Origin of the sequence: Agaribacter flavus, assembly GCF_042646125.1 — a bacterium.
GTDB classification, from domain to species: Bacteria; Pseudomonadota; Gammaproteobacteria; order Enterobacterales; family Alteromonadaceae; genus Glaciecola; species Glaciecola flavus.
Map to the genome: position 1 here is coordinate 469,916 of NZ_JBHRSW010000004.1, position 16,095 is coordinate 486,010.

Here is a 16,095-nt window from a genome sequence, read left to right on the forward strand (position 1 = left end):
CTATATCCTCGTTAATATACTGGCTAAATCTTCTTCCAAGACCTGTAATTCAGCATCACTATCAATAACCTTGCCATTTTTGGTGAAGGAGTTGAGTTCTGACTTAACAGAGACGGGTCTTGGAATTTTATCGGTTATTTTCAGTGCTACAGCGTCTCTGGACTTACCTAGTTTTGCTCTAAAACTAGGCAGTTCTTCAACAGATACCGTGACCGCTTCGGGCATGTTGATGGGGATAATGTCACCATCTTTAAAACTCATTAATTTGTCTAAGCTTACGTCGATATCTAAAAAGTGTACGGAAACCCCCACTTTTACATCCATGATCTCATCGCGCAGTGCCTTACTCCACCTGAAATCGGTGTCTTCTTTATCGGTTTGCACACCAGCGTCAAGCATATCTCTGATGGGTTCAAGCATGGAGTAAGGGAGTGATACATGAAAATCCCCACCACCACCATCTAGCTCAATATGGAAGGAACTGATCACCACGACTTCAGTAGGGCTTACTATATTAGCCATGGCTGGATTGACTTCCGAATCTAAATATTCAAAAGATACATCCATCACAGGAGCCCATGCTTCTTTGTAATCTTCGAATATTAATTTCAGCAGCATCTGGATAATTCTGCGCTCGGTAGGTGTAAACTCGCGCCCTTCGATTTTTGCATGATAACGGCCATCACCACCAAAGAAGTTATCCACCATAATGAAAACCAGTCGAGCTTCCATGGTGATCAAACCCGTACCTTTTAATGGGCGAAAGCGAACCATGTTCAAGCTGGTAGGGACAAACAAAGTATGGATGTATTCGCCAAACTTGATCATTTGAATACCGTTAATCGACACTTCGGCCGAGCGGCGCATCATGTTAAACAAACTCACCCGCATGTGGCGAGCGAAGCGCTCATTGACCAACTCCAATGTCGGCATCCGACCCCGTACAATACGGTCTTGAGACGAAAAATCATATTCGAGCGCCGATCCGTCATGCTCGACCTCTTCAACTTCTTCTTCCTCAACGTCGTCTACTCCGTGAAGTAGCGCGTCAATTTCGTCTTGTGATAGTAAATCGCTCACGTTAATGACAACCTTTGTCTAATTACTCTATTTATTGAATGACAAAACCGGTAAACAATACTTGTTCGACCACGGGATTCCCCTCTAGGTCATTCATGACTTGGCGAACCTGCGCAGTAGACTTGTCGCGTAAATTCTTTTTGCCCAGCTCTGTCACCAACTCGTCGGCACTTGAAGCGCTGAACACTTGCAATAAATTACTTTCAATCATCGGAATGTGCTTTTTGGCTCGGTCAGAGTTATCTTCTCCCCTTACCATTAACTGCACTTCAATCTGCACTAAACGCTCTCGGGCGACTCCCGGTGAGTTAAACTGAAACGGGCGAGGCATCGCCACATATATCGCTTGTCCTTTGTTTTGCGGCGCACTGCTGCCACCTTCAGCACTAGTGGCAGTTTCACCTTCAGCGACAGGTTCCTCTCCCCCCATTAAAAAGAAATACGCACCCGCACCGCCACCTAAAAGCAAGACAACAACAATGATGATAATCAACATCAATTTGCTTTTCTTTTTACCGCCTTCTTCGTCAGTTTTTAAATCTTCTTCAGCCATTAGCTTGCCTTTTAGTCAAAATTTGTTTTTCAGGTGTTTTAGATACCTCAACACCTTAAGCATAGTAGTCAATACCGCCTAGCGCACTTCCAGATACGCGTTGCTCCAGCACTTGTGTTTCTGCCATGGAATCGTCAACTGACGAAGCACTGACAGTTTGAGTGCCAGAACCCTGACTACCCTTAGCTCCTTGTTCTTGGCCACCGGACTGCCCTTTAGCATCTTGTTGCACTGATGACTGTCCCAATTCAATGCCTTGTTCCTGCAACATGTCGCGCAAACGCGGCGTTGCTTGGTCTAAGGCTTCTTTTGCTTGAACCGACTGCACAGTAAAACTCACAGCCGCGGCATCACCGTTCATATTTATCTTAATCTGCATGGCACCAAGCTCTGGTGGATCTAAACGGATCTCTGCAGCGGTGTTTCTGCCATTCAACATCCAGCGAACCTTTTCGACTAGCTGTTGTTGACCATCCGGTTTAAAAATATTGACGGCTTTGTCCAAAGCAGAAGCCTGAGAAGCTTGCCCATTTAACTTCGCACTTTCTCCTAAGCCTTGTGCAAAAGTCTGACCAACTTTTTCAAGTGCAATGGATTCACTTGGGCTCAATAAGCCTTGTGCTTGTAAATTATTCACTTGTACACCACTTGCCAAATTCAACATGGAGGCAAATTGGTTGATGTTAGTATCAAGTTTCGTTTGGGTAGCAGGAGGCAGTTCGCCAGCATTTTTTTGCATTGCGTCAAAGACTAGTGACTTTAGGTCTATGCCCGGTTCTCTTCCTTGTTTTAACTGCTCTTTGTATTCTTTTATGCCACTCTGCAAAGCTGCTATAAACTCACTGCCTTTAACCTCTTGTTTTACATCGATTACGGATTTCTCTATGCGAGCGAGCAAATTATCGAGTGCTTTTGCAAGGCGCGCCTCATCAAGTTCAGCTAGCTTCTGTATAGACTGAGTAGAATCTTGCTTGTTGTGATCAATGACAATTTTTACCGACTGAGTTTGTTCTTGAGTTTTAATCAGTTCTGGTTTTACTTGAGGTTCTTCTATCAAGGCATCAGCTGCTTTTTCACTCATCATTTGTGTTTCACTGACGAGCGTCTGTGCCCCCAATTCCACTGTAGTCTTTGCGTTTGCTTCTACAGTCGAATCTGCAACGAGGTCTTTATTCCCTGCTGTTCCCGCCGCGTTTTCAGCATTGCTAAGCGCCTCTTTAGCGGAAGCTGGAAGCGGCGAAATTAAATCCGACACCAGTCGCTGGTCTAATGAGGCATCTTCATCACTCGGGATATCGCTTGTGTCTGTGTATTGCGAGACTAAGTTGTTAATTGCCTCATTAAGCTGAGCTTGTGTTTCAGGGCTAGCCTCTGTCGCCGCAGATTGCTTTATCTGGGCTTGGATCAAGGCACTCAATTCTTCTTGACTAATATGGACAATCGCGAAGTCAGCGACGTCTTCGTCAATGTTGGACAAGCTTATGTCAATGATGGGTGCCGCATCTGGCGTTTTATCAATGGCTTGGCTATGTGTTTCAGGTGATGTATCGCTATCTACTTCTTGTGTCAGCTCAATCGGCTGATTTACTGCGCTATCGTGACTAACTTCGCCTGATTCATTGAGAGTTTTGACCAATGATACATAGTTAACAAAGTCAAAACTGTCTTCTGTTTCAAATTCTGCACTCACTTCATGATCAACAACATTAGTCTCGCTCTGTGCCTCTTCACTTATTGCCGCTGGCTTATTGTCGATGGTCGTATCTTTGTTTTCGTCAGTTTTGTGCGCAAGCGAGTCATTGACCGCTTCCTGGCTAGATTCGGTGGTAGAGGCCTCTGATGTAGCATCCTTCTCTAATTTAGTCGTTAGTGAGTTTTGAGCGTTGACTTGTTCACCTTCATTGGTGTTTGTATGAGCCACGTCTTGCGTGCCTTGGATTTTATCTGCACGCATTTTTGCGCTTTCATAAGCTGATAGCGTGTCTTTCGCACGCTGTAACACCAAGGTGAAATCGGTTTCTCCAGCCGGCTCAACTTTTACGTCTAGCGGCAAGCTCGGAGTGGCAATATCTGATGGCTGAGTGGCAATTTGTTGCATCATACTTAGGGTGTCCTGTAATAATCAATCAGCGATAACACAATGAATTAACTAATATTTATTTAAATAACTATGTTCTTCACTAAGTATTTTGCAAGCAGCGTACCAGTATCTTATTTAATGCTTTGGTATATAAGAATACACACTCTATTCTCTTATTCTCATTAGACTGCTTTATCAAAATGATCATTTCGCGCATCTCAGATGCATATTCCTGTGTATGAAACGAAAAATGTATAACAAGCACGCATTGACATTATGGCTATTGGCAACAAGCGCTTTATTTGGGCTAGGTACTAATGCTAACGCTAATTTAATCGTGAATGGCGATTTTGAAAGTTCTGATGTCAGTCCCAACACGTGGCAGTGGTTTACTTCCAATGAAGTTGATGGCTGGCAAGGCAGTAACCTCGAAATATGGAATACATTTAGAGGTATCAATGCATACAGTGGCAGTCAGTTTGCGGAGCTAAATGCACATGGCCAGCGCGGCCAAAGCTTTACTATTTTTCAATCTGTCCAAACTCAAATCGATAGCCTCTACCAAATATCATTTTCTTATCGCGCAAGAAGAAACGAAAACGAAGCCTTTGAATTTTCACTAAACAATGGTAATTCGTCTTTCTATTCAGCACTGATAGACGATCATACACCACAAGATTGGCAGTCATTTCAATACAGTTTTGTTGCCACGAGTAGTATTACCGAAGTAGCATTTTCTTCTGTTTTCCCTAAGCGAGGCACCAGAGGCAACTTTCTTGATGATGTCGTTTTGCTGCAACTTGCACAAGCACAAAGCACGCAAGTTTCAGGCCCAGCAAGTACTGGTCTTATCTTACTTGGCTTTTCGCTTATCGCCTTGTTTTCCTATCGAAGAAAGCAGCAGCACTATTCTGCCCGTAACGCGGTAAGCTAATGCTAGCTTCAAATATGTGAAGATCGACGTATGAACTGCTGAGATGAGATTTCATCAAACATTTTTTGTTCTAGTCTTGATTGATTAATACGTTGTTTTTCTTCGTTTTTGTCAATCAACTTAAGTATGGCTTGTGCTTTTGCTTCTTGGGCTAACCACTGTTTTTTACGCTGTTCACATACCAGTACGGATTGGTTAATGATCTCGGTTTGTTGCTGACAAGCTTTGTCTAATTTCCCAACAAAATTTTGGTGTTGAATCAGCGTTTTGGTATTCACACCGACTGTCACTTTTTGTTTTATCTGCTTTAAATAATCTAAGCGATATTGCTCCAAACCTGCTAGCTTTTGTTGGTTTTCAAATAAATACTGCTTAGCTTGTTGATACTGACGCGATAGTGATTGCGACTTTTTTTCTTCTAACGATGCGACAAGCCGGAGTTGCGCTAAACTAGCCATTGCTCTTTAATCCGCTAGCGAGCGTAGTCATAGTTTCAGTAGACTGAGTAAAATCAACAACTTGCAATGTCTGTTGTTGTAAAAAAGCATTGATTGCCGGCGCGGCTGCAATTGACAAATCAATGACAGGGTCACTGCCTTTTGCATAGGCGCCCAAGTTAATGAGATCCTTGTTTTTTTGGTAGGCCGAATATATCCGTTTTATATCTCTGGCGGCTAACTGGTGTGGCTGCGATACCACCTGCGGCATTACCCGAGAAATGGAAGACTCTATATCGATAGCAGGGTAATGCCCCGACTCCGCCAACTGACGCGACAAAACAATATGCCCATCGAGAATGGCTCGAGCTGCATCTGCTATCGGATCCTGTAAGTCATCACCTTCCGTTAACACTGTATAGAATGCCGTGATCGAGCCTTGATATTCATTGCCATTTCCCGCACGTTCGACTAGAGCGGGTAACTTAGCGAATACCGAAGGCGGATAACCTTTGGTTGCGGGCGGTTCGCCGACTGCCAATGCAATTTCTCTTTGTGCCATGGCATAACGCGTCAGTGAGTCAATAAGTAACAGTACATTTTTACCTTGATCGCGAAAGTACTCTGCTACTGCAACGGCTGTCTCACTGCCTTTTAAACGCATAAGGGGAGAGGTATCCGCAGGCGCTGCCACCACTACGGCTTTTTTGCGCTCATCTTCACTGAGAATATCTTCAATAAATTCCTTTACTTCTCGCCCCCGCTCGCCAATAAGCCCCACCACAACAACATCGGCAGTGGTGCCGCGCGTCATCATGCCCATTAGTACACTTTTGCCCACGCCGCTGCCAGCAAACAGCCCCATTCGTTGACCTTTACCCACGGTAATCACGCTATTGATCGCTCGTACACCTACATCCAGCGGTTCACGCACAGGCTTGCGGTGCAGCGGATTTATTGGCGGCGCAGTACTTGTCACAGTGCCTGTCGTTTGGATAGGGCCTTTGTCATCCAAAGGCTTGCCGTTGGCATCAATGACTCTGCCCAGTAGTGCCTCACCGACAGGAATACCCGCATCCTGCGTCAAAGGCTCCACCATTGAGCCTGGCACAATGCCCTGTATCGAATCGACCGGCATTAAATGGGTAATGTTGTCGCTAAAGCCAACGACTTCGGCTTCTACTTTTCCGTTTAGCGTCTTGACTAAGCAACGTCCGCCAATGGGTATATGACAGCCAACCGCTTCTAAGGTTAGCCCGACGCCGCGTACTAGCCGCCCCGATGTCACCGGCGTGGTTTGGACTATGTTTTCACGCAGCGTGCGAAAGGAATCAATTAGCTCTTGGGTCATTGCCAATACCTTTGGCCTGCAGCACCTGAGCAAATACCTGCTGCGTTCGCCTTTCAATAGACATATCAACAGCGTTGTTTTGCGTCACAATTTTTGCACCACCTCGTGCAATATTGTCGTCACTAATAAGTTGTGCCGCTTGCATGATGTTATCAATGTCACTTTGCTCACCTTTGTATGAGGTTACATACTCAGAAATGATGGATTTGTCTTCGTCATTGATAAATATTTGATAGCTCTTTTCATTCAAAGGCAATGCACCTATCCCTTGTTTGACAGCATCAATCAGTATATTCGAATTAGTCGCGACTTCTTGCTGAACAATGGCTTTCGCCAAAGATATCGCCAACAGTGCGAGTTCTTTTTCGAGTTCATCATTCACTTTTTTGAACGGCGCATTGAGTGACGAGATAATGCCATTGAGGTGTGTCAGTGTTTGTTCGAGTTCAGTTTTAGCCTGCTCTAGTCCTGCTTGATAGCCCTCATCTTGTCCACTGGCTAAACCTTCTTTTTTGCCTGCTTCCAATCCTTCTTCTTGGCCTTTTGCAAAACCTTCTGCATGGCCTGTTTCTAAACCTTCCTGATAAGCAGCTTGCCTAATTTCTTCTATTTGCTCAGCCGTAAGTGGTTTTGCTTCCTCTTCTTGTCCTTCAGGTGGCTCAAACTGCCAGCGATGCATAGGTCGGTCAAATACATCGGTTCGTTTGTCTTGTTTGGCCAATGCATCATCCACAGAAGGTAAATCCCATAGTTTGGCACCAGAGAAATCAAGCTCGTCATCTACATCTTCGCTCATAGTTTGATTGCTCTATACAAACTCTTCACCGCCACCACCACCAAGCATAATTTCACCTGAGTCAGCCAGTTTACGCGCCACAGATAAAATTTCTTTTTGCGCCGTTTCAACTTCACTGAGTCTAACGGGTCCCATCGCTTCAATATCATCTAAGAGCATATCGGCTGCACGTTTAGACATGTTGTTAGTGATTTTATCTTTAAGTTCTTCATCTGCGCCTTTGATCGCTTTCATCAAGCTTTCTTGTTGAACTTCACGCAAGATCGCTTGGATACCTCGATCATCGACATCAATGAGATTGTCAAACACAAACATTAAGTCCTGAATCTGTTGACTCATTTCTTCGTCTTGTTCGCGTATTGCATCCATTAACTGATTCTCAATACCCGTATCCAAGTAGTTCATAATATTGGCTGCTGCTTTTAAGCCACCCATCTTGGCAGCTTGCGCCCCTGCTTGTCCGGCGAATTGTTTTTCCATAATTTCGTTGAGCTCTTGTAGTGCTGCGGGTTGAACTTCTTCCAAGTTCGCCACGCGCATGAGTAAATCGAGTCTGACTTTTTCAGGAAACTGAGCCAGTATTTCTGCAGATTGTTCTGGCTCTAAGTAAGACATAACAATCGTTTGGATCTGTGGGTGTTCGTTGCGAATGATATTGGCAACTTGCTTAGAATCCATCCATTTTAGAGACTCCAAGCCTTTTGCTCCGCTACCTGCCATGATTTGGTCAAGTAAGTGTGCAGCTTTGTCTTCACCCAACGCAGCAATAAGCGCACGACGAACAAAGTCCTCACTCTTAAAGCCGATCGTCGAATAGTTCTGAATTTCTTCAATAAAGTGTTTGTGTACCGCACTGATTTTTTGTTGGGTCATGTCATCCATGCCGGCCATGGCCGCCCCCAATACCTGTACCTGTTTAGGCTCCATGTATTTAAGGATTTGTGCAGCATCGTCTTCAGACAAACTCAACAATAATATGGCTGCCTTTTCAAGCCCTTCGAGCTTAGACACGTCATAGTCTTGTTCTGCTATTTCCTGACCCTCTTCTACAGCCACGATATCACCTATTCAATTTGTAGTTATTCGTCTTCTAACAACCAGCCACGCACCACTTGCGCAGACAGTTCAGGTTCGTTCGATACGAGTGCTCTCACGGCTTTGAGCACGTCTTCATCTTTGTGCAGGTTCGGCAACATTAACGAGCCGTCTGGTGCAAAGCCCACTTTACTCTCGTCAAAGTCGTCGGTAAGCAGGTCAATCGTCTCGTCACCCAAATCCAATTCCATATCTTCTGATTCTTCTGCAACAGCGACATCTGCTTCTGGGAAGAGTAACTTCTTCAGCATGGGACGCACCACCGCTAAAATCAGGACGATAATGACGATCGCACCTACGACTAGTTTGAGTACCGGCATAAAGAATGGCTTCTCCCAGAAAGGGGTATTTTTTAACTCACCCACATCCATGCGATTGAACGGAATACTTACCACCTCAAGTGAGTCACCGCGTGTTACATCAAAGCCGATACCCCCTTGTAATAAGCGGCGAATGTTCATCAGCTCTTGCTGTGGCATTGGATTGGAGGTCGTTTCGCCCTCTGCTGATGTTGTCGTCACATGATCAACCGCGACCGACACACTCAATCGACGAATCACACCTGATTGCTGTTTGGTATGGCTTATTGTGGTATCTAACTCAAAGTTGCGGGTTTGTTCTTTGCTACTATTGCCTGGGATGGGTCTTTCACTGCCGTCACCCACTGCGTTTTCTGGAATATCAGAATCCAATGGGGGTTGATTGGTGAGTGCACCTGGAATACCGGCAATAACATTGCCAACACTGTTTGTTTCAGAGATCATCTCACTGCGTACAGCGGGTAAATCAGGGTTATATCGACGCTGGGTTTGTTCTACCGCAGTAAAATCCATACTGACATCAACCTGAGCGGTATAGTTGCCAAGGCCGAGAACGGGGATCAAAATTGAGTCAATTTTTTGAAGATATTGATCTTCTCGCTTCTTTTCTAATTCATATTCTTTGCGTGCTCTTGCGCTCATCGAATCTTGAGAGCCAGAGTTGAGCAAACGCCCGTTGTTATCTGTTACTGTTACATTTGAGGGTTCCATACCTTGCACGGCAGAAGCCACAATATCGACAATCGCGTCGACCTCTTCGCCACCCAAGACCGTGCCGCGATTGGCAGTAACCACCACCGTTGCAGTAGCATTTTTCTTACGTCTAGAAAACACATTTTCTTTTGGCAAGGCTAACAGCACACGTGCTTTCCCCACCGCGTTGATATCTTCGATGGTACGCGCAATTTGTTGTTCACGGGCGTGTTTAAGGCGTTCCAATTCCAGGCGCTGGCTGACGCCAAACCCCATATCCTGCATAATGATATCTGCACCGGAATCGTCTTTTTGCTGGATACCGGCTCTCACCATGCCCAATTGAATGTCTTTAAATTCTTTGTCGACAACGTAAATGGTATTGCCTTCAATTTTGTATTGGATCTGGTTTTGGTCGAGGTAGTCCAAGGTTTCGATCATCTCTTGTGGCTGCATTTGCGCTAAAGGACGATAATTCGGCTCTTTTGACCATAAGAAAATAAAAAATGCAATCGCGACACAAATAACCAAGGTAATAATCATGGTTATTTGACGAATAGTTTCGGTGTTACTCAGTGTTTCAATAAGTACATTTTTAGGCGATTGCTCGGCTTCTGTACCCATCAAATCATCCGACAATGCGATCTCTGTACTGGTTGACTCTGCCACAGCGATACGTCCTTATTAAACCGGCATGTTCATAATAGTTTTGTAAGCCTCAAGGACTTTATTTCGCACTTGCACAGTTGCTTCAAAGGCAATGCCTGACTTCTCTTTCGCAACCATCACATCGACCAAACTCAGATCGGGGTCGCCCATATCGAAGCGTTGTTGCAATTGCCGAGATTCTTGTTGCATACCATTCACATTTTCAATGGCTTGACTGAGCATGTCGCTGAACTGTGCGCTTGAAGTGTTAATTTCTAGACGTTGAACAGGTGCGGGATTCGCGGTGGCTAGCGCCGCCATGGCCTGCATTTCTTGATACAGAGAATTGGCTTTAATGTCCATCGTAAACTCCAAGTGTCATTTTTTTGATTTTGTCACTACATTACTAAGGAGTTTTGCAAAGAGGATGCCACTATGGAAAAAAGAGGCAAAAAAATTCCGCCCTAGGAGGGCGGAAATAAATGTCGACATCCGTTGTCATTTGCTTACACATAACATTGGGAAAGGTGTATCTAAATACTTACTAACAGGGAAGTTCTATTCCCGACTCGCGCATTTTTGCGAGTTTGTAACGGAGCGTTCTTGGACTAATCCCCAACTTTTCCGCGACATCTTTTCGTTTGCCATGACATTGCTGCAAGGCATCCAATATAATTTGGTGCTCTTGGAAGCGCAGTTCTGAACCCAGTAATTTGTTATCGACCTCAGTTTCAAAACTATGAGTATTTTGCCCTTGTTGTATATTGAGACCGGTAGACTGTGCTCTATCGTTCGCCTGTAAAACTTCTATCAACAAGTCAGCAGTGTCAATCTTTCCGTTTTCCGCCAAAATTAAGGCGCGCTGAACCACATTCTCTAACTCTCTGACATTACCCGACCATGTGTGGTTCATTAATTTGTGCATGGCTCCCGCCGTTAGCTCAGGAATAGCCATATTATTATGCTGAGCATGACGAGCAATTAAGTGATTGGCCAATGGAATAATATCACCTGGGCGCTGACTGAGCGGTAACCATGTAATAGGAAATACATTTAAGCGATAGTATAGGTCTTCTCTAAACTTGCCTTGGGCTACAGCTTCTTTGAGATCACGGTTACTAGTGGCAATCACGCGAACGTTTAGGTTAATTGTTTTTCTTCCACCTAAACGCTCCACCTCTCGCTCTTGCAGTACACGCAATAACTTAGCTTGCAGCGACAAGTCCATCTCGGTAATTTCATCGAGTAAAATAGTGCCGTCTTGCGCTTGCTCAAACTTACCTGGGCAAGCTTGTATTGCCCCTGTAAATGCACCTTTTTCATAACCAAATAACGTGGCCTCTAGCATGTTTTCAGGAATAGCCGCACAATTGATGGCAACAAAAGGTCGCTCGCTGCGTTGAGAATGATCATGTACATAGCGTGACAACACTTCTTTACCGCTACCGGATGGCCCTAATACCATCACCGTAGCATCTGACTTTGCGACTTTTCGCGCCAGTGCCAATAAATTTTTACTTGATTCGTCACCTACAATCGGATCTCTCGATTCAACCCGTTGTGCTGGTGCATAACGCCCAACTAAATTGAGTAAGACTTGCGGAGCAAATGGCTTTGATAAATAATCGGTAGCGCCATCTCTCATCGCTTGAATCGCGTCATTAATGTTCGCATATGCCGTCATCAAAATAACCGGCACTTTCGGAAACTTGCTTTTAATATTTTTTAACAGGGATAAGCCATCCATGCCTTGCATTTGAATATCACTGACGACTAAATCAAAATTTGCTTCTGATAACTTAACAATGGCAGTTTCAGCAGATTCAACTGGTGTGACTTGGTAGCCACCAAGAAGTAAGGTGTCAACCAATGCCTCTCTTAAACCATGGTCGTCTTCAACAATCAATATCTTGGTTTTAGTCATGCATGTGCTCCCATCTTTTGAATATTGGTTTCGTTTTCAGCTAAGGTCGTTGTTTCAAGCCCTTGCTCACCTGTTAGCAAAGGAAGGTATAAGCAAAACCACGCGCCAACACGGGGGTTGTTTCCGCAATCGACAAAGCCTTTGTGTGACTTAGCTACTGTGTTTACCACAGCAAGCCCTAGTCCAGTGCCTTGTGTTTTTGTGGTAAAAAATGGCTCAAAAAGTTGTTGCGGTGTTTTATCACCCAATCCTTCACCGCTGTCTTCAACTTTAATTTGCAGGTAAGGCTTTCCATTAATCTCAGCGTCGGCAATAAATAATGCCACTGACTTTTCATCGCTAGTTTGCGTGGCTTGCAGAGCATTACTTAGCAGGTTGCCGACCGCACCACTTATCGAACTTAAGTTACCTAGTATAGAAGACTGTCTGCTCGCTATCTCTACTTCAAGCGAAGTGTTGGCTTGCGAAAACTGCGCATCGACTTGCGCTGTGCATGAAGCGACAATATCTTCGGCTTTAAGCGGTTTGACAATTTGAGAATCGCCACTTTTGGCAAAAAGCAGCATATCGTTTACCTGTGTTTCCAAGTCATACAAACGATTAATAAGGCGATCGGAAAAACGCTCCGCCAGTTCATTATTTGCCGTTACGCTCTTCAGATTTTCTGCGTACAACAGCGCTGAACTCAGCGGTGTGCGAACCTGATGCGCTAAAGATGCCACCATTTTTCCCAAGGATGACAAGCGCTGCATATGACTGACTCGGTTTTGCAGTGCCCGTGTTTCGGTAAGGTCTGTTATCACAACCAACTGCCCTTTTTCTTCTGTCAACGGAGAAATATCAATTTTCACACGCTTACCGTTGCGCATTGACACTTCGTGTCCATCATCTGCTTTTGGGCTAAAGGCACGCTGAATAACTTCACGCCATAATTCACCAATGAGCGGTTCTTGTAGCAGTGTTTTAGCTTGATTGTTCGCTAGGGAAACCTTGCCTTTTTGATCAATAACCAACACACCAGCAGGCATAACAGCAAGTAAATGGGAGAGGCGATGTTGATCTTTGGACGCTTTTTTAGGCTCATGCTCTGCAGTAAAAGGCGCAATGTTAAAAGGCGCTTGGTCAAAAGCCGTGCGAAATTCGTCTCGATTAGCATTTGATGTGTCTTTATCTACATCAACATTGTGTTTCTTGATACTCAGGGGCATGAAATACTACCTCGCAACTGTGATAGTTGAGGTAATGCATCCACCATGCCATAAATTTTAATGCATGTTTTTCATAAACTTAGCTTGATATCTAAGAAAAATTGACGTTTTTACGCTGTCAAAATTTCGTCAAGATCTAAGTTGGTGAGCAACAATATTTGAACTAGGGTCTAGTTATTATCCGTCTCTTTCTGACGGCTAATTTCGTACTTACGCATTTTTTCAACAAGCGTAGTGCGTCGCATACCCAGTTGATCAGCTGCGCGGGCGACGACCCAATCTTGTTTGTCCAGCGCTTGCCTGATCAAGCTGATTTCCAAATCTGACAAGTACTCTTTTAAGTTTACACCGTCGCTGGGAAGGGCGGTATCCATGGGTGCCAAGTTTTCTGCACTGGGCGAGATACCCTCTGGCGCGGTGGGATTGGCTTCCGCATATCTGAACATAGCGTTGATTGCATCTCGCTCTGCCGTTTCGTCCAAGCTGGTCTCTTCTTGTTGGATCGAGCCATTTTCATCATACTGGTATTTATGCGGAAGGTGTTTAAGGTCAATAACATGACTAGGGTGCAATATGGATAGCCGTTCAACTAGGTTAGATAATTCTCTCACGTTGCCAGGCCAAGAATGTGCCATTAATGAACGCATGGCGCCTTGAGTAAATTTAACACTGGCTTGTCTTGCCCCCTCCAGTCTAGATACCAACTCTTGCAGTAATAGTGGAATATCTTGCGCTCTTTCGCGTAATGCTGGTGTTTCTATAGGGAAAACGTTTAATCGATAAAACAAATCTTCCCTGAAGGTTCCTTCATTAATCATGTTTTCCAAATTACGGTGTGTAGCGGCAATAATACGCACATTGCATTTGAGTGTTTTGACCCCACCTACTCGCTCAAAGATGCGTTCTTGCAGCACACGTAATAATTTGACTTGCATCTGCAAAGGCATATCCCCTATTTCATCCAAAAATAAGGTTCCCCCTTCTGCCATCTCAAAACGCCCTTTACGGGCAGAAATTGCACCGGTGAATGCGCCTTTTTCATGACCAAACAGTTCACTCTCTAACAAGTCACCCGGTATCGCACCGCAGTTGACAGGTACGAATGGCCCTTTTTGGCGCTTTGACATGTAGTGAATGTTTCTAGCCACTACTTCCTTACCTGTACCAGACTCACCAAGTATGATGACGTTAGCTTCAACTGGTGCAACTTGTTCAATCAACTCACGTACTTCTGTTATCCCTTTGCTATTCCCCACGAGTGAACGAAATAATTTAGTTTTGCCACTAACCAAAGAAGAAATCGGGCGATTGGCCGTATAGTAGTCCTCGCTCTTGCGTAGTAACTCAGTCAAACTCGGATAAGTGATGGGTTCGTAAAGTGAGCCGATTAAGTTTTTAAACGCTTTATCACTATTTAACTGAAAGCCGATATTAATAAAAGGACTTTCGGGAAATTTCTCGATGGTTTCTTCTGCAATTTCAGGGGTTTCGCCGTCAATTAGTATCGCCGCTAATGATTGGTTATTGGTGATGACACTGAGGCATTCTGCGTAGCTAGTGGAGCGACAATTTTCACCTAAAAAGGTAAGGATTATTTTTAATGTATCGATACGAGTTTGGTTGTCACTAACAATCAGAATTTCACTCATGGGCACTTATGTTTTTGATTATTTGGCTTATGTAACGCTAGATACTATCAAAACGTCAGTTTAATGACACTGTTTATTCTTCACCAAACTGCTCATTTAATCAGCAAACTGTCAATTCTAGCGTCTGTCGGCTTCATCTATCAGCACACTCCGGCTTCAAGAAGGCTGAATACTTTTTCAGCGGGATTGATTTCTGCATGAGCCCCCAATGGCAAGCTAAATGTAGGACAGGTATGGCCAAAGTCCATACCAGAAACAACGGCTAGATCCGTCAAATTCTCCTCGCGTAACACCATTAGGATGACGTCATCGTATTGTTGCCAAAACTTATTGTGGTATGGCCGACCAAACAATAATCCTCGAATTCGATTTAGAATACCCAGCGCGGCATAGTTCCTGAGTACCCATTTTAAGTAACTAGGCGGCATCATTTCTTCAGACATTTCAAGGAACAGTATTTTGTCTTCCCAATCCGCGACATTAGGCCATAGTTTTGTTCCTTTGAGCATTTCCAGAACCTCGACGCATCCTCCTAACAGATGCCCGCTGACTTTGTCCCTGCCTTGTAAAAAACGCCAGCCACTATTCTTTTGCAGTGTTCGCTTTTGTTCCTGTAGTTTGGGATCCCCCCAATCTAGTAATTCTGATGTCCAACCTTGTTGATTTTCTTCAATTTGTCCGCGACTATTGTTACTAAACAGGCTCGCGTTAATATCATCGATTTGGTACTGATGTATGCCTTGGTTTTCAGCAAACCCAACCATCAAAGATGTGCCGTAAAATGAAGTGACACCTGCGTGGTAAAAGCAAAAGTGCATCACAGTAGAATCCGAAAAGCCTATAAAGATTTTTGGGTGTGTTTTTATTATGTCAAAATCTATGTAATTGAGGAGACGTATACTGTCGTCACCACCAATAGAGGATACAATGCCTTTTATAGACGGGTCGCGTAAAGCATTGTGCAAATCATCCGCTCTCGCTTGTGGATGCTGATAAATCCATTCTGGTGATTTTAGGGCATGAGGTGTTTCAATGACGTTCACGCCAAACGTTTCAGACAGCTGTCTCTTACCAGTCTGATAGCGATGCGGGAACAAACCGGCACCCCCCCACGACAAACTGATAATCGCAAGCGTGTCACCACGGTGCAGTTTTGGTGGTTTTATCATTACTTACTTTCCCTAAGTTTATTAAGTTTTAACAACTTATTTACTTGTTTATTTTTTGAACAACACCTATATACCCGTGATCAATGAAAATGCTTGATTTTTAATGAATAGAGGATCAATCTATTACCATGATTGATATTTCCCTCACATCTGAACAA

Annotated in this window: 14 protein-coding genes; 1 reads left to right on the plus strand and 13 read right to left on the minus strand. The window is 44.2% G+C overall.

Going from position 1 to position 16,095, the window contains the following annotated elements:
• From fliM to ACFOHL_RS02125, 3 genes are read right to left on the minus strand one after another with little or no spacing between them, the layout of a single operon-like run.
• Window positions 1-1,080, minus strand: a complete 1,080-nt coding sequence (gene fliM / locus ACFOHL_RS02115; protein ID WP_376918540.1) for a flagellar motor switch protein FliM — start codon at window positions 1,078-1,080, stop codon at window positions 1-3.
• A 31-nt stretch (window positions 1,081-1,111) separates the two neighbouring features.
• Window positions 1,112-1,633, minus strand: coding sequence for a flagellar basal body-associated protein FliL (fliL, locus tag ACFOHL_RS02120; protein WP_376918541.1), 522 nt, complete (start codon window positions 1,631-1,633; stop codon window positions 1,112-1,114).
• A 55-nt stretch (window positions 1,634-1,688) separates the two neighbouring features.
• Window positions 1,689-3,734, minus strand: a complete 2,046-nt coding sequence (locus ACFOHL_RS02125) for a flagellar hook-length control protein FliK (RefSeq protein ID WP_376918542.1) — start codon at window positions 3,732-3,734, stop codon at window positions 1,689-1,691.
• A 229-nt stretch (window positions 3,735-3,963) separates the two neighbouring features.
• Between ACFOHL_RS02125 and ACFOHL_RS02130 the strand changes: the two genes are divergently transcribed.
• Window positions 3,964-4,647, plus strand: coding sequence for a response regulator receiver protein (locus ACFOHL_RS02130; RefSeq protein WP_376918543.1), 684 nt, complete (start codon window positions 3,964-3,966; stop codon window positions 4,645-4,647).
• A gap of 8 nt (window positions 4,648-4,655) precedes the next feature.
• Here the strand turns inward: ACFOHL_RS02130 and fliJ are convergent, their stop codons facing one another.
• The 10 genes from fliJ to ACFOHL_RS02180 form a co-directional block, all read right to left on the minus strand.
• The gene (gene fliJ, locus ACFOHL_RS02135) at window positions 4,656-5,105 is read right to left on the minus strand and encodes a flagellar export protein FliJ (RefSeq protein WP_376918544.1); all 450 of its coding nucleotides are present in this window, start codon (window positions 5,103-5,105) and stop codon (window positions 4,656-4,658) included.
• Window positions 5,098-6,435, minus strand: coding sequence for a flagellar protein export ATPase FliI (fliI, locus tag ACFOHL_RS02140; protein WP_376918545.1), 1,338 nt, complete (start codon window positions 6,433-6,435; stop codon window positions 5,098-5,100). The genes fliJ and fliI overlap by 8 nt, the downstream gene beginning before the upstream one ends.
• Window positions 6,416-7,231, minus strand: coding sequence for a flagellar assembly protein FliH (locus ACFOHL_RS02145; RefSeq protein WP_376918546.1), 816 nt, complete (start codon window positions 7,229-7,231; stop codon window positions 6,416-6,418). The genes fliI and ACFOHL_RS02145 overlap by 20 nt, the downstream gene beginning before the upstream one ends.
• Window positions 7,232-7,243: 12 nt before the next feature.
• Window positions 7,244-8,287 carry a flagellar motor switch protein FliG gene (gene fliG / locus ACFOHL_RS02150; RefSeq protein ID WP_376918547.1) on the minus strand — a complete coding sequence of 348 codons (1,044 nt, stop codon included), beginning with the start codon at window positions 8,285-8,287 and terminating at the stop codon, window positions 7,244-7,246.
• 23 nt (window positions 8,288-8,310) lie between these two features.
• Entirely contained in the window at window positions 8,311-10,008 is a 1,698-nt protein-coding gene (gene fliF, locus ACFOHL_RS02155) for a flagellar basal-body MS-ring/collar protein FliF (protein WP_376918548.1), read from the minus strand.
• Between the two features lie 15 nt (window positions 10,009-10,023).
• Window positions 10,024-10,350, minus strand: a complete 327-nt coding sequence (gene fliE, locus ACFOHL_RS02160; RefSeq protein ID WP_376918549.1) for a flagellar hook-basal body complex protein FliE — start codon at window positions 10,348-10,350, stop codon at window positions 10,024-10,026.
• A 181-nt stretch (window positions 10,351-10,531) separates the two neighbouring features.
• Complete coding sequence (locus ACFOHL_RS02165; protein WP_376918550.1) at window positions 10,532-11,911, minus strand: sigma-54-dependent transcriptional regulator; 1,380 nt, start codon at window positions 11,909-11,911, stop codon at window positions 10,532-10,534.
• Window positions 11,908-13,119 carry a sensor histidine kinase gene (locus ACFOHL_RS02170; protein WP_376918551.1) on the minus strand — a complete coding sequence of 404 codons (1,212 nt, stop codon included), beginning with the start codon at window positions 13,117-13,119 and terminating at the stop codon, window positions 11,908-11,910. The genes ACFOHL_RS02165 and ACFOHL_RS02170 overlap by 4 nt, the downstream gene beginning before the upstream one ends.
• 170 nt (window positions 13,120-13,289) lie before the next feature.
• A complete protein-coding gene (locus ACFOHL_RS02175; protein ID WP_376918552.1) occupies window positions 13,290-14,768 on the minus strand; it encodes a sigma-54 dependent transcriptional regulator in 1,479 nt (492 codons plus the stop codon).
• Window positions 14,769-14,908: 140 nt separating this feature from the next.
• Complete coding sequence (locus ACFOHL_RS02180; protein ID WP_376918553.1) at window positions 14,909-15,937, minus strand: S66 family peptidase; 1,029 nt, start codon at window positions 15,935-15,937, stop codon at window positions 14,909-14,911.
• Between the last annotated feature and the right edge of the window lie 158 nt (window positions 15,938-16,095).